The organism is Mycolicibacterium tokaiense, assembly GCF_010725885.1.
Lineage (GTDB): Bacteria > Actinomycetota > Actinomycetes > Mycobacteriales > Mycobacteriaceae > Mycobacterium > Mycobacterium tokaiense.
Genome location: NZ_AP022600.1, coordinates 433,018 through 455,677, shown reverse-complemented (window position 1 = coordinate 455,677; position 22,660 = coordinate 433,018). Strand labels below are relative to the sequence as shown.

Here is a 22,660-nt window from a genome sequence, read left to right as displayed (position 1 = left end):
ACCACACCGTCGACCCGACCGACGTGAGCGGGTTGTACGGGATCGGCAATCCCGAGGGTGCGATCTACTTCCGCGACGACGACGGTCTCCTGTACCGGGAGGACAGTCGACCCCCCGATGTCATCTTCGAAGAGGGCTTCGCGATCCGCGAGGACTACCGGCACAACAGCAAGAACACGCTTTTCATCTCCACCACCCGGGACCCCCACCTCGGCTACTTGAGAACGAAAACGCCAGAGGGCCCGGTGTATCGCTACACCATCGACGCGCCCGGCGGGGTCGATGTGAACAGGACCGTCGGTATCCGGTCATCAGACTACCAAACGGAGATCTCGTTCCCCGGTGGGATCCGGCGAGAGAACATCGTCAGCGCCGTCGAGGTCTTCGCACCGGACGGGCCCGACAGCGAGGGTGAGGGGCCGTCGCGGCTGCGTTATGGGCCCGTTGTGATGAACACCGAGCACTTCAATCCCGACCTGCCCAACGACGGTGCACCTCCGCTGCTGATGGGGCCCGTGGGAGGTCGCGATGACCTCACGGACGTGGAATCCGACTCTCCTGAGAGCGACCTGGAGAGTATGCAGTTCCGGCGTGACGACGAGATCGTCGACACCGATACGGACGAGCGTGACCCGTGGGATCGGTACCTCGCCGATATGGGACTCGATTCCGCGTCGGACGAAGCGCTACCGCTGGATCACGGCGTGCGGGACGGAAGATTGTACGTGCCGTTTCCCAAGACGGGCAAGACTGTCGGTGCGGCTTATACCCAGGCAATCGACGCATTCGCCGACCATGTTGTGGCGCAGGCGCAGCGCCGCCACGTGGCGGGACAACCCGGCGTGACTTTGCATGTGCAGGGCGGTGGCAACGATGGATGGGTGAGTGCCGGAGCGGGCGTCGTCGGGCAGCAGCGCGCCCAGGCGGTCCTGGCGCAGCTCCGACCACGGATCGAAGAACGGTTGCTGCGGAGCGGCCTACCCAATGACGCTGTGGCGTACAGCAATCCGACGTCACGCGGAAAGGCGGTGCCCGAGCACATTCCTGGTACCGACAAACACGCCCGCCGTCGCATGGTGGTCGCACACGTCGAAGAACAGCCGGCGCGTGCACCCGCAGCTGCTCGTGCGCTGCCGTCAGAGGGTCGCGGGGGTGAACTGCGTGTGCCGACAACGGAGTTCGAGTCGGACAGTGAGTTCAGCGATGATGAGCGTGCGAGCCAGGGCGAGCTGGTGCCGGTCGCCGATCAGCCCGCGGCTTACCTGACGGTGGCGCCGCGACTGTCGGAGATCGTGGTGCGCAACCCCCTTCCGGCGACCGGTCTCTCGCTGGACGATCGGTTCCTCAGTATCTTCCCTCGTACCGAGGAGGGAGGGTTGTCGGAGCGGGCAATCGAGCACTACCAGCTCAACGCGACGTCGGATTTCCAAGGCCGGATGGCCAACGTGGAACGCAGCGCCCGGGTCATCTTGACAGACATCGATAACGACACCCTCGCCAGGCTGATCGAAGCGAACCCGCGTCATCTTGCGGCTTTTCCGGAGTTGCAGACACATCTGGCCAAGGCTGGCCCGGCGGTGCAGGTGGGAGTGGAGCTGACCCGGCGGGGCGCAGCGGTGGAGTTTCACCACTCTGCGGACGACCCCACCGCTGCGCCGCGTCAAAGGCTTGTCATGGATGCGCTGAACGTCATGGAGCAGGGCGGTTTCGATCTGCCTGCGACCACGCTCGAGGTCTATCTGCCGCCGTATCACCGTGTCGTTGAGGTACGACCCGTGACCGACAACGCCGGCCGAGTTGTCGATCTGGACATCACCGCGAGACCGATACTGTCCCGCGAAGGTGGCGAAATGGCCGCATTCGTTGCGCCCAGCACACTGATCGTGACTTCTCCGGCGATCACCGCGCCACCCGAAGGCAGTGTCCGACCGGGTATTGCCGATGAACTCCGACACCGCGGGCTGGGCATCGTCTTGCACGAGCTGATGCACCAACTGCATTGGCAGCAGAACCCGGCCCTGTTCGCTGACCTGTACCAGACAAGCTTCAGAGATGACCATGGCGCAACGGTGGGTGCAGTCAGTCCCTATGCTCGGGTGAATCCTTCGGAGTTTGTCGCGGAGGCCGGTGTGGGCCGGTTGCTGGGCCGATCGTCGGCAGATCCACAACTCGATGACCAGATCGATCTGCTCTACCGCACCCTGGGTGGGCCGCTGTCCCGGCGGCCGGGCGGCCCGGTGGCGCCATCAAACTTGACCGCCGGTGAGCTGTCCGAGCTCACAGACGCGACACAACAGCGGGCCGGGCGAGAGCTTTCCGCAGCCGAGGTACGCAACGCGCAAGAACATTTAGAGCCTTTCGACCGCTGGCGGACGTTGACCGGTCAGTCGCGACTGATCGCAAACCGGCTCGCGGTGGGTGCCGAGGCGGCGCCCGAAGCCTCGACCGATCGAGTGCTCGATGACCACGAGAGCGCGGCGTCGCGCGTGTGGGGACAGCCGGCCGGCGATAACGTCGCTCGACCCGTCGAGGCTGACACCACGCTGAAGGCGGAGTCCACGCCCGAGGAGCCGGATTCGACGCCGGAACCCGAGCCCGAATCGGATCCGAAGTTGGACGCGGAATCCGAGTCGGAGTCGGAAGCGAAACGGGATTCCCTCCTGCCCCCGCGGCAGGGTTCAGAGGATGTGGAGCTGGAGCTGGTTGCGGTGGAGCCGCTACCGGTCAATCCCGACGGTTGGTGTCTGTTGTACGCGGTGGTGGCTGGTCTGGATCCACGGGATTGGCCGGTGGAGATGCGGGGCGACTTCGTCGACCCAGCGTCGGCTCATGCGGCGGCGCGTGCGCAGCTCGAATTCACCCGCGGACGCGGAGAGGTGCCGGCTTCTTCGCCATTGGGGCGCGCGGCGAGGGCACTTCACGGGTTGGTTGTGCGGGCCGTGAGTGACAGTCCACCTGGACGGTGGGGTGGTGAGGTGGTGTTGCCGTTCCGGCGCAGCGAGGAGCGGATGCGCGCCTTGCAGCGCGAGGCCGCTTCGCTGGGCCGTGCGGACTTACTGGCACGGCTGAACAGCCTGAGCGCCGCGGTGGTGACACCGTCGGATTCGTTGTCGTTGACTGCCTTACAGGAAGTGTACGTACGCCAGCGGGCTGCTGAGTTGCGGGACACAAACGGACTGCCGGCCTCAGAGGCGTTGCTCCAAGCCGAGGCCGAGGTGGCGATGGTGCGGGATCCGCAGGGCCGTCTGGTGTTGGCCGACACGTCGCTCGGGGTACGCAGCGTGGTCCAGTACCTGCAGCGGAACGGTGTCGTGATCCGCGCGAATGAGTTGGACGACGAGGATTTACGGGCCGTGTATGTCGACACCATGGTTTCTCGGCCCATGACGGCGCCTGAGCATGCCGGATTGCTGGCCGCGTTGCAGCGGTGGAAGCCGAATTCGGCGGGGTGGAACAACGACTTTGGTGAGATGTTCCTTCCACTGGTGGCGCATACGTTGGGGGTGCGGATACGCAACCGCAACAACGCCGGCCTGCAAGATGTGGGTCCTGCCGCCACGGGGCGAGCGGTGGATGTTTTCTACAACGGCACAAGCCATTACGATGCCGCTCGACCCGTCGAGTCCGACACCGCAAGCGAGGTTGATTCCGCTACGAAGAGCACACCAAACCCGGAGAACAAACCAGACCCGGAGCCGGATTTCAAGCCTGAGCCCGAAGCCGAACCGAAGCCGGAACCGGAGCAAGACCCCGAGCCGAAGCCGAAGCCGAAGTCCGGCCCGGAGCAGGAGCAAGACCCCGAGCCGAAGCCGAAGTCCGGCCCTGAGTCCGAAACGGAACCGGAGCAGGACCCCAAACCGGACCCGAAGCCCGAGCCGGACCCCAAACCAGACCCGAAGCCCGAGCCGGACCCCAAACCAGACCCGAAGCTCGAGCCCAAGCCGAAGCCGGACCCGGACCCGAAGCCGGAGCCGGACCCGAAGCCGGAGCCGGACCCGAAGCCCGAGCCGGACCCGGACCCGAAGCCCGAGCCGGACCCGAAGCCGGAGCCTCCGTCCGAGACCGATCCAGACGACGCCGCCCACGTGCGAGAGGCGTTGGCGCGCCACGACGCCGCCCGCACGAATGGTGATCAAGAGCGCGGCGGGAGGCCGACCAAGGGCAAGGGGCGGTGGCGGGCTGCCATGGAGGCGACCTCGGCCTACCAGGACCTTGCGCCGCACGACGATGCGGAGTTCATGGAGTTCCTCGGTCAGCTGACCTTCCCGGGAACAGACGTACCCCTGCTGCAATTCTTGAGTGATGAATTGTCGGCATTGGCCGGGCAAATGGACTCGCGTGACGTCGAGGCATCTACTTCCAATGCTCAACCGAGCGACGGCCCACACCGCCAGACGTATGTCAGGATGCGCACATCGGTTGCGCCTGCTCTGCGCGACGCGGCGAGCAGTGCCGACGTCCTGAGGAACAGACCGGTCTATGACTGGCCGCGATCTCTGAAGACGCTGGGCGTGGCAGCGGGGATGACTGTTTTGTCGGTAGCACCGTGGGTGTACGCGGTATCGGAGAAGGAGCGCGCGTACATTGCAGCACTGGTGTCGGGCTTCTCGAAGGTGATCCCGCGTGACATCGGAATGTTGCTCTATCCCTACGCCAACTTGAGGTTGCTGGCCAACTACGCGCGAGACTCCACTCTGCCGTGGCTGTCGGAGGCTCCCTGGGCTTTCGCCCTTCGCTATCCAAAACTGGAGGACGGCAAAGCTTTCGGCTGGACCATGTTCGGCGTTGCGATCCTGTGGTACTTCTCACTCGGCTACGGTCCGAGTGCATGGCAGAGGCGGGGATCGCTGCCGTTTACGTCCAAGCGCGCTGTCCGGACCGGGGATGAGGCACTGCCATCGCGTGCTGATATCGGCGACGGAACTCCGATGGCGCGCGAAGATCTGGTTGCACCTGCCCGGCGACTTGACCGGGCCGTCGCGGTACTCCGCGAGGCGGTACAGCAATTCCAGGCTGATGACCGCGGACAGGCCATCTCGGAGAACTTGCGGACACAAATTCAGTTTGTCGACGACGATGTGCGATGGGCGCGACAGTGGCTCGACGGCCTGCAAGGCATCAAGCCGACGCGGTTCTGGTCGCAGGCCAACCCGGAGTGGCTCGCGAAAGCGGCGTTCCTGCTGCCCCATCTATTGGTCCACACCATCGCGCCTGCGGCCGGATGGTATTCAGACAAGCTGACGTTCGCCTCGTCGACAGCGGACGCGGCCTATGTGCTCTCACGGGCCATCGCAGTGGTTCTCGATCCGTCCCGGTCCGCCGACGACGCCCGTGAGGTGTTCACCAACCTCACCTCGGAGGGTTTGCCGGGCGTCCTGGTGGACCTTGCGACGATCATTACCACGCTGCAGGGCAAGAAAGAAGCGGTCTGGGGTAACCCGCGGGCCTATCCGGTGGTGATGGCGGCCTACGGACTGTTGAGCATGACCTACGCGGCTTGGATCGGCGAGTGGATGGCCAACCATTTCGCGGCGGGGATATCCCGGTTGCCTGCTGCTTTCAGTTGGTTTGTTGCGGTCGCGTCGTTGATGCCGTCGTTTGTGTCTGGACTGTTCGCCGCTACAGGCCGCGCCACCGAGTCCACCGCCGAGGTAGCCGAGGCAGGGTCGCCCATAGAAATGTCAGACATGGTCGCTCCGAGGGACTTCAGGTGGATCGATTCGCACTGGGAGACAGTGCGAGAGCACCCGGATTTCCGGGAACGGCTGCAGGCGGTCCATCGGTGGCTGTCGCCGGGCGGGGGTGAGCTGACCGAAGAGGGTTATCGGTTGGATGCGTACCGCGACCAACCGGCCGCGCAGGCGGCGTTGCGCGTTCTGTACATGTGGCATCGCTCGGGTGAGACCGCGGCACGAGATTTCGCGGCACGCCAGAAGGTGGTGAGTCTGCGCGGAGGGGCCCCCAAGGAACAACAGGTCAAGGCCGCCCCAGCAGACGCCGAGAACCTGATTCGCGTCCCCGGTGACGGGTGGTGCCTGCTCAACGCAGTCACACTAAGCACGCCGCCGGAACTGTGGCCACCGGCATGGGTGCCGGACTCGATGACCGCAGCGCAGGCACACTCGACAGCATTGGACCAGGCCCGCAGCAGGAACCCATCTGCCTTGGCGGGCGGGCCCTTGGAGCATGCCCGCTCCGCGTTGTACGCGCAGGTTCGTCAGTTCGTCCTGGATCGTGGTGGCCGCGGGTTACCGGACCGAGCGGTGCAACTGTTCCGCGGCAACCACGCGGAACGGACGCGGCTGGAGAACTGGGTGGCCGCCGCCGGCGTGCCAGAACTCCGGGAGCGCCTTTCGGCACTGGGTCTCGACGAGAACCATCGGGTGGAGTCCGAAGAGTGGCTCTCTCCCGACGGACTGCGCGAGCGTTATGTCACCGAGCGGACCCGAGAGTTGACCCGCAGCCGCGGCCGGGCAGAGGCGCAACGACTGGCTCGTCACGAGGCGGGGATCGAGGCCGACGGCAGGCGAAACGCGGAACCTCAGGTCGGGCAGCAGGCCCAGTTCGAGTACCTGCGGAATCGCGGCAGAGTGCCCACGATCGGCGATCTCCGCGGCATCGAGGACCTGCGTGTTGCGGTGCGCACCGCCAGTACCCGGCGCTTGACCGACATGGAGTATGCCCACCTGCTCGAGGCGGTGGAATCGTGGGGGGAGTGGGGCTGGACGTCGAGTTTCGGGGACATGTTCTCCACCCTGGTGGCCCACACGTTGAACGTGCAGGTGCACGACGTGGTCAACGGATCGAGGGTCGGACCGGAAAATACCTCTCGCACAGTCGATGTCCGCTACAACGGCCATAACCACTACGACGGTAATCTGCCGGTTGTCGAGCGCGACAACCCCGACGGCGCGTTGGACGACCACATTCGACGGACGGTGGATGCGGCCTTACCCGCCCGGGACGTCGAAGAAGCCACCCGGCCGGAGACATCCGGCAGTGGGGTGACCAGCACGCTGGGTCGGGCGAACCCCGTCCCCCCGGCGGTTGCCCTCGCCACAGCAACCACCATCTACAGAGACGTCGCTCACCGCGACGACGCGGCGTTTGTCCAGATCCTCCGACAGGACCTGACTGACCCCGAAACCGGGAGGCCGGTTCTGGCGAGCCTCATGGAGGACCTCGAAGATCTCCATGCGCTGGCAGCAGCGCACCCACGACGCTCACTCTCCGAGTCGGAACAGACGGCCTACCGGATGCTGCACAACGTAGCGGGGGCCATCGTCGGCAAGGCGATGGGCTCGGTCCAGGGATTGCTGCGAGATGAAGGTCGGCTCATCCGGGCTCGAAATGCCCTCTTGCCCATCGTGTTGATGGCACCGCCCTATATCGCACCGGTCTTGCAGAACCCACAGGCGCTGAACTTCGTCTCTCTCATTGCCGGTACCCATACGAAGGCTGCACTCACCATGGGGGGCCTGGCGCGGCACGCCACCTACAGTGCGCGCCTGATGAGCGAAACTGCATTCGATCTGGTGCTTCCGCTCAACGTCCCGGGGTTCGTCAATCTCGGCCCCATCATGGACCGTTCACTGCTGACCGGCGAGAACCCCAGGTTGTCGGTCGGCGAATGGGCGGCCATCTCCGGCTCCCTACAGGGACTCGTCTTCTTCGCGGCGGGATTCGCCGATTACCTTCCGCGCCTGGCTGACTCAGTCCTCTCGCTCGCCGTCGGCGCGGGCCTTCCGATGCCGGAAACCGAGCGGATCGCTCTGGCCAAGGGCCGGCTGCGGCTCCTCTCGGACTCTGACTCCTCCCGCGCGGCCGATGCCGGTGCGGTGGAGAGCCAGCCTGTGTACTTGACCCAGGAAGCGCTGTCGCGACGTATCAGTTCACTACGTTCTCGTTTCACGATGATCGAGAGGGCCCAGCACCTGTTCGAAGAACGTGGCGCCCATGTCTCGGAGAGTACGGAGCGCCAGATCTCCCTGATCGGAAAGGACATCCTGCAACTGGAGCGCCTGGCCGCCCAGTTGGTGGATGTACCGCCGGCGCCCAGCGTGGGCAACGTGGATTTCTGGCCGAAGTTCGGCTACGCCCTTGTGACGGCGACTGTTCGCGGAGGCGGGATCGCGGCGTCCGTTCTGGCGCGCAACCCCCTGGCCATGTCCACGGTGGTTCCGGCTTCGACGTACCTCATCGTGCGCACCGTCACCGAGATGCTCGACCCTAGCGTCACTGCCGCCGATGCAGCCAAGCAGTTCATCCACTTCACGCCTCCGGCGCTGGTGGCGATCCTTCCCGGTGTGGTCAATGCTCTCAGCGGAGGCGAGACGTTCCGGTCTATCGACAATGCCTATCCCTGGCTGCTGTACACACTCGGGATGAGCGCGACCTACGCAGACCGGCTCGCTGAAGGTGTGGCGTGGTTGTCGTCCTCCGCAGTTGGGGCCGGCCAACGATATCTGCCGCAGGCACTCGCGGCGGTCACCTCATGGCGCAGTAGTTCCACACCGACCGGCCAGATCGCGCCTGCCGAGACCAACTCATCGAGTGACGCAGAGGAATCCCCGGAGTCGATGGGTGCTGCAGGCGTGCCGGGAGGTTTCACGCCCGATCCGCGTCATCCGGCGCCGCCTCGGTCCCCTTCCGATGATGCCGCGGACGGGTCGACCGTTCAGGAAGAGTCACGGGGTGCACCATCACAGGACGTCGCATCAAAGGATGTCGACGATCTGGACGAAGAATGGGGAGCCGTGGGGGTACCCGGTGGTTTCTCGTTGAGTTCTGCCACCGACACACCGGCCTTCGCCGAGCGCCCCGAGGCGGCCAGGGACCTGGGTGCACTGAGTGCGCACTTGGCGTCGCAGAGCAAGCCCCGGAGTGCGGTCCGCGAGGCAGCAGACACGCGCACACGGCCACCCGAAGCCCCGGTCGCGCGACCGTTGGCCCGACCTTCGTTGTTGGGCCCTGACACGTGGTCGGCGCTGAAATCGACCGCTACGCGCATCAATGATCGTGAACCGACGAAGGATTCGGACAGAGTTCGCCGCGTGCGATTCGCCTTGCCCAGTGACGCCGAGGACTCTGACGACCATTCGCCGACCGGCGATCATGATCAGCGTCAGGAGAAGTCGCAGGGGGAGGGACGACAATCCAAGCCCACGGCTGAGTCCGCACCGCGCCGCGCCCCGGGAGCAGGTGTCAGCTTCCTGACCATGCCGGAGGATCGCAGCGAGCACGTCATGGCTCGGGACATCCCACGTTTCGAACCTGACCGTGAAGTCGACGGGTCCACTCGGGCGCTCTCGCGGCAGGCCTTGAGGAAGAGAGTTTCCCCGACGGACACACACTTCGTCGGTCCAGACAGGCTCGTTGACGCAAACCTGATCCGACCGCCGCGCGGCAACGCGGGCGGCAGCGCTGCGACCGCGCGGCTGAATGCCCGTTGGTGGCAGGCACTGTCGGGGGAGGAACGTCGTGCGATGATCACCGCCTATCCAGAGCAGGTGGGAAATGCCGAAGGGCTACCACCGCAGGTTCGTGACGAGGCCAACCGTCAGGCGTTGGCGGACGCGAGGGCGCGCGAGGCCGCCAATCCTTCGCGACTGCCGGCGTTCATCACGCGGCTCGACGCGGTCCACAGTGCACTGCGTCATGCGGGACACCGTTCGCAGGCGAGCGACGGCGGGCGCCCCATGGTGCTGAGCTTCGAGCCCGAGGCCTACTCCCGGGACGGCCGCATCCTCGTCGCCGTCGGCGGTGACCCGTACCGCGCGTCCTCGGTGTCATGGATAGTGCCGGGCATGACCACCACCATGGCGAGCCTCGGTAATCTCCTCGATGACGCCATGAACCTGGTGGATTCCGCCCGCGCCGAAGGGGCGCCCGATCCCGTGGTGATCGTGTGGATCGGTTATGACGCACCCAGCGGGTGGCGTTCTGTCCGGGTGACGGGCAGGGGTTTGGCGGAAGCGGGCGGGGAAGTTCTGCACGCCGACATCAGCGCCTTCAACGCAGGGCGGGATCCCAACGCCCCTGACGGCAGCAGGTTCTCGAACAATCACGTATTCGCGCACTCCTACGGTTCGACCACCACGTCGTTTGCGGGTCGCGACGGTCGACTGGCCGAACAGGTGCGGACCATCACCTTGCTCGGGTCTCCGGGAGCGGGGCCGCAGCGCACCGCCGCCGATTTCGGCATCGGGACCAATGTCTTTGTCGCCAGCTCATCGCGGGATCCGGTCACCGCGTTGGGGCGCACACCGGATCCGAGTGCGATGATCGGCCAAGGCATCGATCCCGCATTGCAGCAGTTCGGTGCACGCCGCCTGGCTTCGGAGTTCCCGAGGTCCATGGATGAGATGTCCACCGTGATGACCCATACCTCGTACTACCGCTACCTGGACGCGATGGGATCGCGGTCGCAGTCGCTGACCAACTTCGGGCGGATCGTGGCCGGCCGCCAGGACGGACTCGACGGTGACGATCACCGTGTCACCGGACGGCCGCTTCTGGGGATCGGACGGACACACGAGCCCGCCATCGAGCCGTCGGCAGGTCGCCGGTGGTGGGGCCTGAATTGGGGTGCGCCGGCGACAACTCCCGACGCGAACACCACTGGATCAGAACGTGATTCAGACAACGGGGCGCTGGACGTGGACGCACCCATCGAGCTGCAATTCCGAGAGAAGGCCAAGACGCTCGATGATCGGGAAGTTCGCACCGTTCACGCTCGCGCCACGCAGATCGCCCTGCAAGCCACGCAGCGATACCAGGCCAACCCCGCTTCGACCCGGCTGGTGGTGTATGTCGATGTCGGTGGCAACGGGCGCCGCTGGCCCTTCCAGGGCTGGCCGTACAACGGCAGGCCGACCACCGTGGGTGAGCGGCGGGCCGCCGAGATCCACAGGGTCCTGGAGGAAGAGGTGCACCGTCAGCTCCGAGATGGCGGAGTCCCGACGTCGCAGGTGACGTTCCGGGCGGAATCGCGGGGACGGGGAATACCCGGTACCGCCGGCAGGCCGCACGATTTCGGGTCGGACGAGACGGCGCGCCGGGTGGTCGTCATTCGAACCGAGGAAGAAGCTCCGGTGACCGATGGCGAGGTGCACGTCGACTTCGCCGAGCGGAGCACCCAGCTCGGCGACGTGCAGCGCGATGAACTCCAACCCTTCCTCGACCATGTGGTCAATGAGGCGGTTCGCCGTTCTGTAGCAAGCCAAGGTGCTGTGGTGGTGCACGCGGATGGTGGTGGCAACGGCGGCAATGTGTTGCACAAGGCCGATTCGGTCGGCATGGAGCGCGCGCGCGCCACCCTGGAGTTCCTGGAAACCGCGATACGGGTACGCCTCGGCGAGCGCGGAATCCACCCCAGCATGGTGCGATTCGACCAACCCACGTCGCGCGGGAAGACCCTGCCCGGTGGTGCTCCCGCGTCCGGCAACCGGGCCACGGATGCGCCGGCAACACGCCGGGTGACGGTACGGCTGGCGGAGGTGCCGACGGGCCATCAGGAGGTCGACGCGTCCGATCCTCCGAGGCTCGATGATCTTCCGCTGCAGGCTGCCCGCTCAGAGTCTGCAGAAGCGAGTGTTGCACCCGCCACCACCTCCACGCTGACGCCGCCGATTGCGGTCCTGGACGACGAGTCCATCGATCGTGAGGCCCAAAGCCGCGGGCCGCAGGCATCGTCGTCGCGCGGTCGCAGCTCGCTTGGCCGTGACCCCATCGAGGGCGGTTTCTTCCTAGACGTCCGCAGCTCGCGGGGGCCCGGGAAGAGCTGGCTGAGCTTCGACTCGGACTCCGACTCAGAGTGATACCGGGGCTATCGCCCGACGGCAACGGCCGTGGCGGCCAACAGGACGCGGGTGACCGGCCAGGCCAGCGGGTGGCCGTCGTTGACGCACAGGGCATCGTCGTTGGCATCGACGGCGGAGTCGTCGTCACCGACCCACCCCTGCACCACCATCACCGAAGTCCCCGGACACCCACTGTCAGCGATGCCTCTGGACATGACGGATCGCTCAGGAACTCTCTTTCGGATCACCGGGATCGTGAGCCGCTGCACGCTGGATGACCTCGGTGTCAGCAAACTGCTCGAAACTGTCGATCAGATTCTCGCGGACATGCCAGACGTGGGCAGCTCGCGACTCGAAGTTGTTCTTCGTCACGCGATGAGTTCCCCGATAAGTGCCAAATGCAACGATGAACTCGCCACCATCTATCAAGGTGTCGAGACTGTATCGGAACACCGTGAAATCTCGCTCTAGAACATCGAAAACGTTGGCCCTGATCTCTGCTCTGTTGTGGAATATTCCCGGTGCCGGAAATCCGACACTCTCGACCCAGGTGAGGTTAGGCGACAAATCACGAAAGAACGCCTCTTCATCACCACGATCGTAAGCGTCATAAAGGTTCTTCACCACGAGATAAGCATTTGATTGATTCATTGATATCCTCCTCAAAACGCAAGGCGCGATCCGACTTTCGGCTCACGCTTCCAGAATCCACTCGTAGGAACCTCACGCATTTGCGTCCTTCGATGAACCCTGCACCCCATCACTCGGGAAAATCTGTGGTGCGGGACAGGGCCTCGCCGGACCGGATGTCGGCCAGGGCGCCTTCCAGGGTCTCGACCACGGCGTCGTATCCGCCGTTGCCCAGGACCAGCCGCTTGGGCGGGGTGTCTTGTTCCATCGCCGCGATGACCGCCCGGGCGCCGCGGTGCGGATCACCGGGCTGAGCGCCGTCCATCTCCACAAAGGTGGCCTGGACCTGCTTGAGCATGTCGTGGTACTCCGGGATGGGTTCGGCGACGGGCTCGTCGGCGAAGCCGGCGTAGGCGTTGGTGCGGAAGGCGCCCGGTTCCACGGCCAGCACCGAGATGCCCTGATCGGCCACCTCGGTGCGCAGCGCCTCGGTGACGGCTTCGACGGCGAACTTCGTCGCGCTGTAGTAACCGAATCCGGTCGCCGCCACCAGCCCGGCCACCGACGAGATGTTGACGATCCACCCGGTGCCGCGGGCGCGCATCCCCGGCAGCACGGCGCGGGTCACCGACAGCACCGCGAAGAAGTTCAGCTCGAACATCGACCGCACCGCCGAGTCGTCCATCCCCTCGATCGATCCGAACCAGCCGCGGCCGGCATTGTTGACCAGCACATCGATACCGCCGAAATGCTCCTCGGCGGTCCGCACCGCCTCGGCAACCTGGGCGGGGTCGGTGACGTCGAGCGCGACGACGAGCACGCGGTCGTCGTACTGCTCGGCCCAGCTCGCCAGTTCCTGTGGGCGCCGGGAGGTCAGCACCACCCGGTCGCCGGCCTGCAGCGCCGTCTCGGCGAACGCCACCCCGAAGTTGCCGGGTGTGCCACCGGTGATGAACCACCGCCGGCTCATGGCTCGATCACCACGCGGCTGATCAGGCCGCCGTCGAGGGTGAACCGGTAGTTCAGGTCGACGACGCCGCCGGGGAAGTTGCCCTCCAGATGCTGCCCGACGACGACCCCGGCCTCGGTGCTGGACGCACCGGTGAACGCGGTGGTGTAGGTGAACTGGGCGCCTTCGGTGGCCACCCACGTGCCGATTTCGTCGGTGCCGGTGTGGTCGCGGCCGTCATCGGTCACCACGGCATCGGCGGTCAGGGTGGCCAGAGCTTGTTCCACCTGCCGGGCGTCGAGTGCGGTCATGAACGTTTTCACGGTGTCTGGGAGTGTTTCCCATTCTGTGTTGGTCATGGGCACCACGATGGAGGTTGCCATAAGGGGAAGGTCAACCCCTGGTCTCAGCGTGCCCGAAAGTCCCCTGCGGAGGGCGTTGATCGACCCCGCGGCGCCTTCCGACTCGGACTGATACCGGGGCTACCGCCCGCCCACGCCCGCCTGGGCAGCCAACAAGACGTGGGTGACCGGCCAGTCCAGCGAGTTGCCATCGTCGTCGAACAACGCCGCCGCGGGCTCGAAGACGTTGGCCACCAACCACTCGTTGCGCCACGGCCCGGATCGGGGATCCACCTGCAAGCCCACCTCGCCGGCCAGCTGTACCCAGTCGGCCCAGGAGAATCCGCAGAACTGCTCGTGGGTTTCCGACAGCCAGTTGTCGGTGTAGCTGAACCGGGTGAGGAACTCCATGGCGTCGGCCAGGCGCAACCGGACGGTGTGATCGTCGATGACGTCGTAGGCGAACGGCACTTTGGCGTTGCGTCGGAAGTCGACGGCGAACTGCCCGAAGCGCTGCGCGGGGTTCAGCGCATTCAGGTGGTCGTGTACGTCAATCGCGGGCAGGGCGGTCAGGTCCACAGTCGGGTGCCCGACGCCAGGTTCGTGAAAGGTCAAGCGCACCAGACGGTCCGGGTCATCCGGGCCGCAGACGTCGGAGGTGATCCACACCCCGCCGGTAGCGGTGTGGCGGGCGATGGTGTCGGCGAACAACCGCAGCGACGCGGCGGCGTCGCCGTAGCTGTAGATCTCGTGAGTGAGGGCAAAGGTCAGCGTGGTGTCCACGCTGGCATCCGGGAACACCGTCCCCGCCAGGATGTTGCGTTGGTAGAAGAACGTGTTGGGATTGGCGAACACCCCCTGGGACTTGCGGTGCTCGCACTCCTCGAACAGGTGCCGGGCCACCTCGATCCCATACAGGTCGGACTCGGCGAACTGCGGGTCGGCGGCCACCAGTTCCAGCATGGCGCCAGCTGCGCACCCGATGTCGACGATGCGTCCCGGCTGTACATACGGCCGGGCCTGCGCCCACTTGCGCTCGGCGGCGGCGTCGAAAGCCGCACTGTAGGAACGGTAATCACGCGTGTCGGTCAGTGCGCCCTCACTGCTGACGATCGGGTCGGCGCTGAGGGTGCGGATGTGCTCAGCCAGGCCGTAGCGGTCGAACACGTCCACTGTGGCGGGATGGGCGTCCTCGCGCCACGGAGCGCCGGTCGCGATCTGCTCCAACACCTGCCACGGGTACGGCGGGTTGTCTGGGTGATCACGTTCTACCGGTGCAATCGAAAAGCCGAGGCGCTCATACATTGTGGCGACCGCGGGCGTGGAACAGGCCACCACGGTGTCGGCCGGGCTCGGGGTGAGCCCGGTGGCATGCGCGACGGCCTTGCAAGTGATCTCGGCGAACCGCCGATCCGGCGGAACGTCGACCACTGGCACCACCAGCGAGCGAATCCCCTCGGCTTGCGAGAACAGCTCGATCGCCGCTTCACGACGGTGGGCCGGGACCGGATTGCGCCGGGTGTTCTGATGGTTGGCACTGGTGACGGCCCAGATCACCGTGGTGTCAGGACCGCTCAACTCGGCCAGGTACTGCGCCTGGAACCGGGTCAGCACGTGGTGGCGGCCGGGGAACAGAACGTATCGCACCCGACCATGGTCTCAGTACAGCAGTCGCAGCCGCCGGTCGGACAGCCGCACGGTCACCCGCTGCCCCCAGGACAGGGACAGTGCGTCGGCATCGATCCCGTCGCCGAAGGCGACCAGCCGGTCCGACTCCACCGAGATGGCCAGCGAAGAGTCCGACAATTCACCCTCGGTCAACGTCGTCCCGGTGGCCGGCGACGGCCAGGCCTCCCGGACGAACCACGCCAGCCGCGGCTCGACCGGCTGGGGGAGCGCGACGCTGCTGTGGCGCTGCATCCAGATCGATCGGCACCATCCGGTGGCGCCGGTGCCGGTCGACACGATCAGCCCCGACGAGGCCTGCGCTTCGGCGCGCCCGTCACCCAACGCCACGGTGTAGCGGGCGGTCTGGTGACCGGCATGCCCGATGAAGATCTCATTGAGGGCCAGCAGGCGCTGACCGTCGTCGGTGTGGGCCTGGACCATCGCCCGCAACTCGACGTCGCTGCGCGGGTCGAGCGCACGGCTGATCAGCGAGGGGGCCGCGACGGGGGAGTGCGGCACCAGCACACCCGGATTGCGCTCCGGGTCCGGGTTGATGCCCAGCACCGGTTGGCCGTCCAGATACTTCGCCGTGTTGGCCACCAGCCCGTCCTGTCCGACGACCACCACCACGTCCTCCGGCTCGAACAGGAACCGCGACAGGTCGGCCCGCTCGACTCGGCCACGGCGCCAGACCGCCGGGATGGCGGCGGAGACCGCCTTGAGCGCGGCGTCGTTGAGCGCGTGCCGGGTCTCCAGCTCGCCGATGTCACGGCCGCGGCTGGTCAGGAAGAACGACGCCTGGCCGTGGGTGCCGTGGCGGGCGAGGGCGTCGTCGAGCTCGGTGCGGCGGTGCACCAACACCACCCGAGGCGCGAGCGTCATGATGCCCGCGCTCCCAGCTTGCTCAGCACCGGGGCCAGCAGATCGGGGGTCAGCACCAGGTGCTCGATGTTGGGCAGGTTGGCGGCCAGTTCCTTGACTGCCAGTCCCAGCAGCACGGCTTCGTCCAGATCGCGGTAGGCCGCCAGCTTGGCCACCTCGGCGTCGGCCTCAGCAGCTCCCACCAGTCGGGTGGCCTGTGCGGTGGCCTCGGCCAACTGGACGTCGCGGCGCGCCCTGGCCTCGGTGGCGATGGCGTCGGCCGCCCATTCCTCCTGGGTCTTGAGCCGGTCGTTTGCGCCCTTCTGCGCCACCAGTTCCTCCTCGCGGCGAGCCAGCTCGATCCTGGTCTGCAGCTCGTTCTCGCCAATGGCCCGCTCGCGTTCGACGGCCAGCGCCCGACGTTCGAAGGTCGCCTTGTCCGCGTCCTGCTGCACCTGCTCGCGGGTCGGAGTCTGCAGCGCCCGTTCCACTTCCGGCTCGGGGCGGATGGCCACCACACGCGCCCCGATGACGGCGATGCCCGTCTCGGCCAGGCGCGTGTCGCGGGCCAGGCCGTCGCTCATCCGGGCCCGGACGGCGCTGATGCCATCGGCCAGGGCCGCCACCAGGGTGGTGCGGGCCAGCAGGTCCAGCGCGTGCTGCTGCGCGGTTTCGGTCAGCAGGCCCGCAACCTGTTCGAGCGGGCTGCCCTGCCAGCGACCGCTGGCCGTGTCGATCGAGAAGTCGATGCGTTGAGCGGCCAGCCCGGCGTCGACGATCCGGTAGGTGACCGTCGCCTGGACCGTGACGTCCTGGAAATCGGCGGTCCGGGCGTGGAACAGCAGCGGAAGTTCACGGTCGTCAAGCGGCACCTCCGACATCGAGGCGGGCAGCGGACGGAACCAGAATGCCAGCCCGGGACCGTCGTGGACCACCTTGCCGCGGCTCAGGGCACGGATGTGCGCCGTGGGTGAAACACGCAGGTGACGGACGAAGGGATAGTTGCTGATGACGGCCATGGGGCCACCTCCTTGATCGTTATCGTCGTACTGACGATAAGTGACATGATGGCTTTTCGTCAACACGACGATTATGGTGAGCGGGTGACGCGCTACGACCCCACCGCGTATCCGCCCGTCGCCGTCACCGTCGACCTGGTGGCCCTCACCATCCGCGCCGACGCCCTGGTGGCGATGGTGGTCCGCCGGGGCGAACAGCCCTTCCTCGGCCGGTGGGCACTACCGGGCGGATTCGTCCGCGCAGGCGAGGACCTGGACGCCGCCGCGGCCCGCGAGCTCTACGAGGAGACCGCCCTGCCCGCCGACCGGGTGCATCTCGAACAGCTCGCCAGTTACGGTGCGCCACAACGTGATCCCCGAATGCGGGTGGTGACCGTCGCGTACCTGGGCCTCGCGCCCGACCTGCCGGTGCCGGTGGCCGGGGGTGATGCGGCGGGAGCGCGGTGGACGCCGGTGGTGGACCTGCAGGCGTCCGCGCTGGCGTTCGACCACAACCAGATCCTGGCGGACGGCCTCGAGCGGGCGCGCGCCAAACTCGAGTACACCCCGCTGGCCACCACGTTCTGCGCCCCGGAGTTCACCGTCGCCGAACTGCGCAGGGTCTACGAGATCGTCTGGGGCACAAGCCTGGACAGTCGCAATTTTCACCGCAAGGTCACCGGAGCGGACGGCTTCCTGGTGCCCACCGGGGCCACCACCACGCGCGACGGCGGCAGGCCCGCGCAGTTGTATCGTCGGGGTGAGCTGCGCCTGCTGCACCCGCCGATGCTCCGCGCCGAATCGACGAACTGATTCCGTCAGACTAGAACACGTTCTAATCTGACCTGCATGGGATTTCTCAAGCAGACGACCCCGCAGATCGATTTCGAGCAGTGGAGCAAGGGCACCCGCGCGGAGAAGATCGTGCCGATGGCCCGGCACTGGGCCGAAGTCGGCTTCGGCACCCCGGTGGCCCTGCACCTGTTCTACGTGATCAAGATCCTGGCCTACATCCTGGGTGCCTGGCTGGTGGTCCTCACCACCCGCGGTGTCGACGGGTTCACCAACGTCGCGCAATGGTTCAACGAGCCCATCGTGTTCCAGAAGGTGGTGCTCTACACCATGCTCTTCGAGGTGGTCGGCCTGGGCTGCGGCTTCGGCCCGCTGAACAACCGGTTCTTCCCGCCGATGGGTTCGATCCTCTACTGGCTGCGCCCCGGCACCATCCGGCTGCCACCGTGGCCCAACCGGATCCCGCTCACCCGGGGTGACCACCGCACCCCGTTCGACGCCGCCGTCTACGGGGCACTGCTGGTGGTGCTCATGATCGCGCTGTTCTCCGACGGCGCGGGCCCCGGCGCAGGGGTGCTGCCGGCCTGGCAATTGTGGGCCGTGCTCGGTCTGCTGGCACTGATCGGACTGCGGGACAAGGTGATCTTCCTGGCCGCCCGCGGCGAGGTGTACGGCTCCCTGGCGGTGGCGTGCGTGTTCGCGTCCTACAGCGTGATCGACATGATCCTGGCCGCCAAGCTGGTGTGCCTGGTGATCTGGCTGGGTGCGGCCACCTCGAAGCTCAACAAGCACTTCCCGTTCGTCATCTCGACGATGATGAGCAACAACCCCGTCTTCCGCTCACCGGCAATCAAACGGAAGTTCTTCGAGCGCTTCCCCGACGACCTCCGTCCCGGGGCGCGGTCGCGGTTCTTGGCCCACTTCTCCACGGCCATCGAGGGATTGGTGCCGCTGGTGCTGTTCTTCTCCCATGGCGGCTGGGTCGGGACCATCGCTGCCGCCATCATGCTGATCTTCCACTTCGGGATCCTCTCGTCCATTCCGATGGGGGTGCCGCTGGAGTGGAACGTCTTCATGATGTTCGCGGTGCTCGCGCTGTTCGTCGGTCACCCCGAGGTGGGGCTGGCCGATATGCAGAGCCCGCTGCCGATCGTGCTCTTCCTGGTCGTCGCCGGCACCGTCGTGATCGGGAACCTGTTCCCGCGCAAGGTGTCCTTCCTGCCGGGAATGCGGTACTACGCCGGGAACTGGGACACCTCGCTGTGGTGCATCAAACCCTCGGCCGAAGCCAAGATCGCCCGGGGGATCGTGGCCATCGCCAGCATGCCGGCCGCCCAGCTCGAGCGGTTCTACGGCAGCAAGGAAGCCGCTCAGATCCCGATGTACATGGGATACGCATTCCGTGCGTTCAACACCCATGGCAGGGCGCTGTTCACGTTGGCACACCGTGCGATGGCCGGGCAGAACGAGGACGAGTACACCCTGACCGACGGTGAGCGGATGGTCTCCACCGCCATCGGCTGGAACTTCGGCGACGGCCACATGAGCAACGAGCAGCTGGTGGCCGCCCTGCAGAGCCGCTGCCACTTCGAACCGGGCGAAGTGCGCATCGTCATGCTCGACGCCCAGCCCATCCACCGCCAGACCCAGCAGTACCGGCTGGTGGATGCCGCCACCGGCGAGTTCGAGCGCGGTTACCTCGAGGTCGCCGACATGGTGACCCGCCAACCCTGGGACGACACCGTCCCCGTGCACGTGACGGGCAGCCGTTCGGTCAGCTCCTGATTTTCTGCGTCCGGCCCTCCCTCGCTCTCGTGCCTCGAGCTCATCGACCGGCCCTGATTGCCTCGGCGATCGGGGTGTCGCCGTTGTTGAACTCGATGGTGCGCTTGATGGTGGCGTCCTCGGCCAGGGTGGCCGCGGCCACGGCGGCGACGTCCTCGCGGGACACCTTGCCCTCCTTGCCCACTGCGATGCGGCCGGTGCCGGGATCGAGGGTGAGACTTCCGGGGCCCAAGATCGTCCAATTCAGGTCGGTGCCCCGCAGGTGGGCATCGGCGGCCGCCTTCGCCTCGGCGTAGTGGTAAAAGGAGTTCGATTCCGGCACACCGTGATCGGCGCCGGCACCGAAGTAGGACACCATGACGAAACGCCGCGCCCCCGCCTGCCCGGCCGCGTCGACCACCCGGATGGCGGCGTCGCGGTCGACGGCGTACGTGCGCGCCGGGTCACCGCCGCCGGCACCCGCGCTGAACACCACCGCGTCCTGTCCGCTGAGCAGTCCTGCCAGCTCGTCGACCGATGAGCTCTCGATGTCGGCCACCACCGGTCGGGCACCGGTGGCGGCCACCTCGTCGGCGTGGTCGGGATTGCGGAACACCGAGGAGACCTGGTGGCCGTCGGCGGTGAGGATCCGGGCCAGGTGCAGGGCCACCTTGCCGTGGCCTCCGATGATGGTGATGGCAGACATAACTCTCCTTCGTCTCGCTCCGTCGTGGTTGCAACCCGCGGCTCCGGGCCGGAAATTCCGACCCACCCATACCGAGTACCCCCGCGAAGTGTTAAGAACGATGCAGGCAACCAACTAATCGGTTGGGAAGACGGAAGTCGATCTGGGAGGAGAGGTCCATGGCAGAAGCCGTGATCGTCGAGGCGGTGCGTTCGCCCATCGGAAAGCGCAATGGTGGTCTGTCGGGGGTGCACCCGGCGGAACTGTCGGCGCAGGTCCTCAACGGTTTGGTGGAACGCGCCGGGGTGGACCCGGCGCTCGTCGAGGACGTCATCTGGGGCTGCGTCATGCAGGCTGGGGAGCAGGCCCTCGACATCGCCCGCACCGCCGTTCTGGCGGCCGGGTGGCCCGAGACTGTTCCGGGCGTGACCGTCGACCGGCAGTGCGGTTCGAGCCAGCAGTCGGTGCACTTCGCCGCCGCCGGCGTGGTTGCCGGCCACTATGACGTGGTGGTGGCCGGTGGCGTCGAGTCGATGTCGCGCACCCCGATGGGCTCCTCGCTGGCCAACGGCGGGCACCCCTACCCCGACGCGTTCCGGACCCGGTACAGCCAGACCCCGAACCAGGGCATCGGTGCGGAGATGATCGCCGAGCAGTGGGGTCTCGACCGCACCGCGCTGGACCAGTTCTCGCTCGGTTCACACGAAAAGGCTGCCGCTGCCCAGGATTCTGGCGCGTTCGATGACCAGATCGTCGGGATCCGCACCAAGGACGCCGACGGCAACGAGGTCGCGATCACCAAGGACGAAGGTATCCGCCGCGGTGGATCGGTGGAGAAGCTGGCCGGCATCAAGCCGGCCTTCAAGGAGGACGGCGTGATCCACGCGGGCAACTCCTCGCAGATCTCCGACGGCTCGGCCGCGCTGCTGTTCATGTCCGCCGAGAAGGCGAAGTCGTTGGGACTCAAGCCGATCGCCAAGGTGCACACCGCCACGCTGGCCGGTGCAGACCCGGTGATCATGCTGACCGCGCCCATCCCCGCAACGCAGAAGGTCCTCAAGCGGTCCGGCCTGAGCCTCGACGAGATCGGGGTGTTTGAGGTCAACGAGGCGTTCGCGCCGGTGCCCATGGCGTGGCTGAAGGACATCGGCGCCGACGAGAAGAAGCTGAACCCCAACGGTGGTGCCATCGCGCTGGGCCACCCGCTCGGCGGTTCCGGCGCACGCATCATGACCACGATGCTGTACCACATGCGGGACAAGGGAATTCAGTACGGCCTGCAGACCATGTGTGAAGGCGGCGGCCAGGCCAACGCGACCATCCTCGAGCTGCTGTGAGCGACGTCGAAGCACCCGGCGCCCTCACCGAACGCCGCGGCAACGTCCTGATCATCACGATCAACCGGCCTGAGGCGCGCAACGCCGTCAACGCCGCGGTGAGCACCGCCGTCGGTGACGCGATGGCCGCCGCGCAGGCCGATCCCGAGGTGCGGGTGGTCGTCATCACCGGCTCAGGGGACAAGTCGTTCTGCGCGGGGGCGGACCTGAAGGCGATCTCGCGGCGGGAGAACCTCTTTCACCCCGAACACCCGGAGTACGGCTTCGCCGGCTACGTGAGCCACTTCATCGACAAACCCACCATCGCCGCGGTCAACGGCACGGCGCTCGGTGGTGGCACGGAGCTGGCGCTGGCCAGTGACCTGGTGATCGCCGAGGAACGCGCCAAGTTCGGGCTGCCCGAGGTGAAACGAGGACTGATCGCCGCCGCCGGCGGGGTGTTCCGCATCGTCGACCAGCTGCCCCGCAAGGTGGGACTGGAGCTGGTCCTCACCGGCGAGCCCATGACCGCCGCCGACGCGCTCAAGTGGGGGCTGATCAACCAGGTGGTGCCGGACGGCACCGTGGTGGACGCGGCGGTGGCGCTGGCCGAGCGGATCGCCGGCAACGCACCGCTGGCCGTGCAGGCCAGCAAGCGGGTGGCCTACGGCGTGGACGACGGCGTCGTCACCGTCGAGAAGGACGGCTGGTCGCGCACGATGAAGGAAATGGTGGGGGTGTTCCGGTCCGAGGACGCCAAGGAGGGGCCGCTGGCCTTCGCCGAGAAACGTCAGCCGGTCTGGAAGGCGCGGTAGAACGGCGAGCAGACGCCAACTCGGGCGATCGCGGCGAATG

13 protein-coding genes are annotated in these 22,660 nt (G+C 66.6%); 5 read left to right on the top strand and 8 right to left on the bottom strand.

The window, feature by feature from the left end; all coding sequences use genetic code 11:
- Positions 1-32: 32 nt before the first annotated feature.
- Positions 33-11,819 carry a scabin-related ADP-ribosyltransferase gene (locus G6N58_RS02105; protein ID WP_163907765.1) on the top strand — a complete coding sequence of 3,929 codons (11,787 nt, stop codon included), beginning with the start codon at positions 33-35 and terminating at the stop codon, positions 11,817-11,819.
- Positions 11,820-11,827: 8 nt separating this feature from the next.
- Here the strand turns inward: G6N58_RS02105 and G6N58_RS02100 are convergent, their stop codons facing one another.
- From G6N58_RS02100 to G6N58_RS02070, 7 genes are all read right to left on the bottom strand, one after another.
- Complete coding sequence (locus tag G6N58_RS02100) at positions 11,828-12,016, bottom strand: hypothetical protein (RefSeq protein ID WP_147289392.1); 189 nt, start codon at positions 12,014-12,016, stop codon at positions 11,828-11,830.
- Positions 12,017-12,026: 10 nt separating this feature from the next.
- Positions 12,027-12,452, bottom strand: coding sequence for a nuclear transport factor 2 family protein (locus tag G6N58_RS02095; RefSeq protein ID WP_115279922.1), 426 nt, complete (start codon positions 12,450-12,452; stop codon positions 12,027-12,029).
- 109 nt (positions 12,453-12,561) lie between these two features.
- Positions 12,562-13,401: an SDR family NAD(P)-dependent oxidoreductase gene (locus tag G6N58_RS02090; protein ID WP_115279923.1), complete on the bottom strand. Its 840-nt coding sequence runs from the start codon at positions 13,399-13,401 to the stop codon at positions 12,562-12,564.
- Positions 13,398-13,739 carry a nuclear transport factor 2 family protein gene (locus tag G6N58_RS02085; protein WP_232067696.1) on the bottom strand — a complete coding sequence of 114 codons (342 nt, stop codon included), beginning with the start codon at positions 13,737-13,739 and terminating at the stop codon, positions 13,398-13,400. Before G6N58_RS02085 ends, G6N58_RS02090 begins: the two co-directional genes overlap by 4 nt.
- A gap of 123 nt (positions 13,740-13,862) precedes the next feature.
- Positions 13,863-15,368 (bottom strand): class I SAM-dependent methyltransferase, encoded by a 1,506-nt coding sequence (locus G6N58_RS02080; protein WP_115279924.1) that lies wholly within the window; start codon positions 15,366-15,368, stop codon positions 13,863-13,865.
- Between the two features lie 12 nt (positions 15,369-15,380).
- Positions 15,381-16,271, bottom strand: coding sequence for an NAD(+)/NADH kinase (locus tag G6N58_RS02075; RefSeq protein WP_115279925.1), 891 nt, complete (start codon positions 16,269-16,271; stop codon positions 15,381-15,383).
- Complete coding sequence (locus G6N58_RS02070; protein ID WP_115279926.1) at positions 16,268-17,269, bottom strand: SPFH domain-containing protein; 1,002 nt, start codon at positions 17,267-17,269, stop codon at positions 16,268-16,270. Before G6N58_RS02070 ends, G6N58_RS02075 begins: the two co-directional genes overlap by 4 nt.
- A gap of 84 nt (positions 17,270-17,353) precedes the next feature.
- Between G6N58_RS02070 and G6N58_RS02065 the strand changes: the two genes are divergently transcribed.
- Together G6N58_RS02065 and G6N58_RS02060 are read left to right on the top strand one after the other, a co-directional pair.
- Entirely contained in the window at positions 17,354-18,061 is a 708-nt protein-coding gene (locus tag G6N58_RS02065) for an NUDIX hydrolase (protein WP_197746391.1), read from the top strand.
- Positions 18,062-18,097: 36 nt separating this feature from the next.
- On the top strand, positions 18,098-19,825 hold the full coding sequence (locus G6N58_RS02060) for a DUF3556 domain-containing protein (RefSeq protein WP_115279928.1): 1,728 nt from the start codon (positions 18,098-18,100) through the stop codon (positions 19,823-19,825).
- A 40-nt stretch (positions 19,826-19,865) separates the two neighbouring features.
- On the opposite strand, the gene G6N58_RS02055 is transcribed toward G6N58_RS02060, so the two are convergent.
- Positions 19,866-20,510, bottom strand: a complete 645-nt coding sequence (locus G6N58_RS02055; RefSeq protein WP_115279929.1) for an SDR family oxidoreductase — start codon at positions 20,508-20,510, stop codon at positions 19,866-19,868.
- A 158-nt stretch (positions 20,511-20,668) separates the two neighbouring features.
- On the opposite strand from G6N58_RS02055, the gene G6N58_RS02050 reads away from it, so the two are divergent.
- Together G6N58_RS02050 and G6N58_RS02045 are read left to right on the top strand one after the other, a co-directional pair.
- A complete protein-coding gene (locus G6N58_RS02050; RefSeq protein ID WP_115279930.1) occupies positions 20,669-21,826 on the top strand; it encodes a thiolase family protein in 1,158 nt (385 codons plus the stop codon).
- Entirely contained in the window at positions 21,823-22,620 is a 798-nt protein-coding gene (locus G6N58_RS02045) for a crotonase/enoyl-CoA hydratase family protein (RefSeq protein WP_115279931.1), read from the top strand. Before G6N58_RS02050 ends, G6N58_RS02045 begins: the two co-directional genes overlap by 4 nt.
- Positions 22,621-22,660: the final 40 nt, after the last annotated feature.

What these genes read in the sequence shown, in the direction of transcription:
- G6N58_RS02100 (WP_147289392.1), bottom strand. Translation starts at nt 12,016, where the DNA reads ATGTCCAGAGGCATCGCTGACAGTGGGTGTCCGGGGACTTCGGTGATG.
- G6N58_RS02095 (WP_115279922.1), bottom strand. Translation starts at nt 12,452, where the DNA reads ATGAATCAATCAAATGCTTATCTCGTGGTGAAGAACCTTTATGACGCT.
- G6N58_RS02090 (WP_115279923.1), bottom strand. Translation starts at nt 13,401, where the DNA reads ATGAGCCGGCGGTGGTTCATCACCGGTGGCACACCCGGCAACTTCGGG.
- G6N58_RS02085 (WP_232067696.1), bottom strand. Translation starts at nt 13,739, where the DNA reads ATGACCAACACAGAATGGGAAACACTCCCAGACACCGTGAAAACGTTC.
- G6N58_RS02075 (WP_115279925.1), bottom strand. Translation starts at nt 16,271, where the DNA reads ATGACGCTCGCGCCTCGGGTGGTGTTGGTGCACCGCCGCACCGAGCTC.
- G6N58_RS02070 (WP_115279926.1), bottom strand. Translation starts at nt 17,269, where the DNA reads ATGGCCGTCATCAGCAACTATCCCTTCGTCCGTCACCTGCGTGTTTCA.
- G6N58_RS02060 (WP_115279928.1), top strand. Translation starts at nt 18,098, where the DNA reads ATGGGATTTCTCAAGCAGACGACCCCGCAGATCGATTTCGAGCAGTGG.
- G6N58_RS02055 (WP_115279929.1), bottom strand. Translation starts at nt 20,510, where the DNA reads ATGTCTGCCATCACCATCATCGGAGGCCACGGCAAGGTGGCCCTGCAC.
- G6N58_RS02050 (WP_115279930.1), top strand. Translation starts at nt 20,669, where the DNA reads ATGGCAGAAGCCGTGATCGTCGAGGCGGTGCGTTCGCCCATCGGAAAG.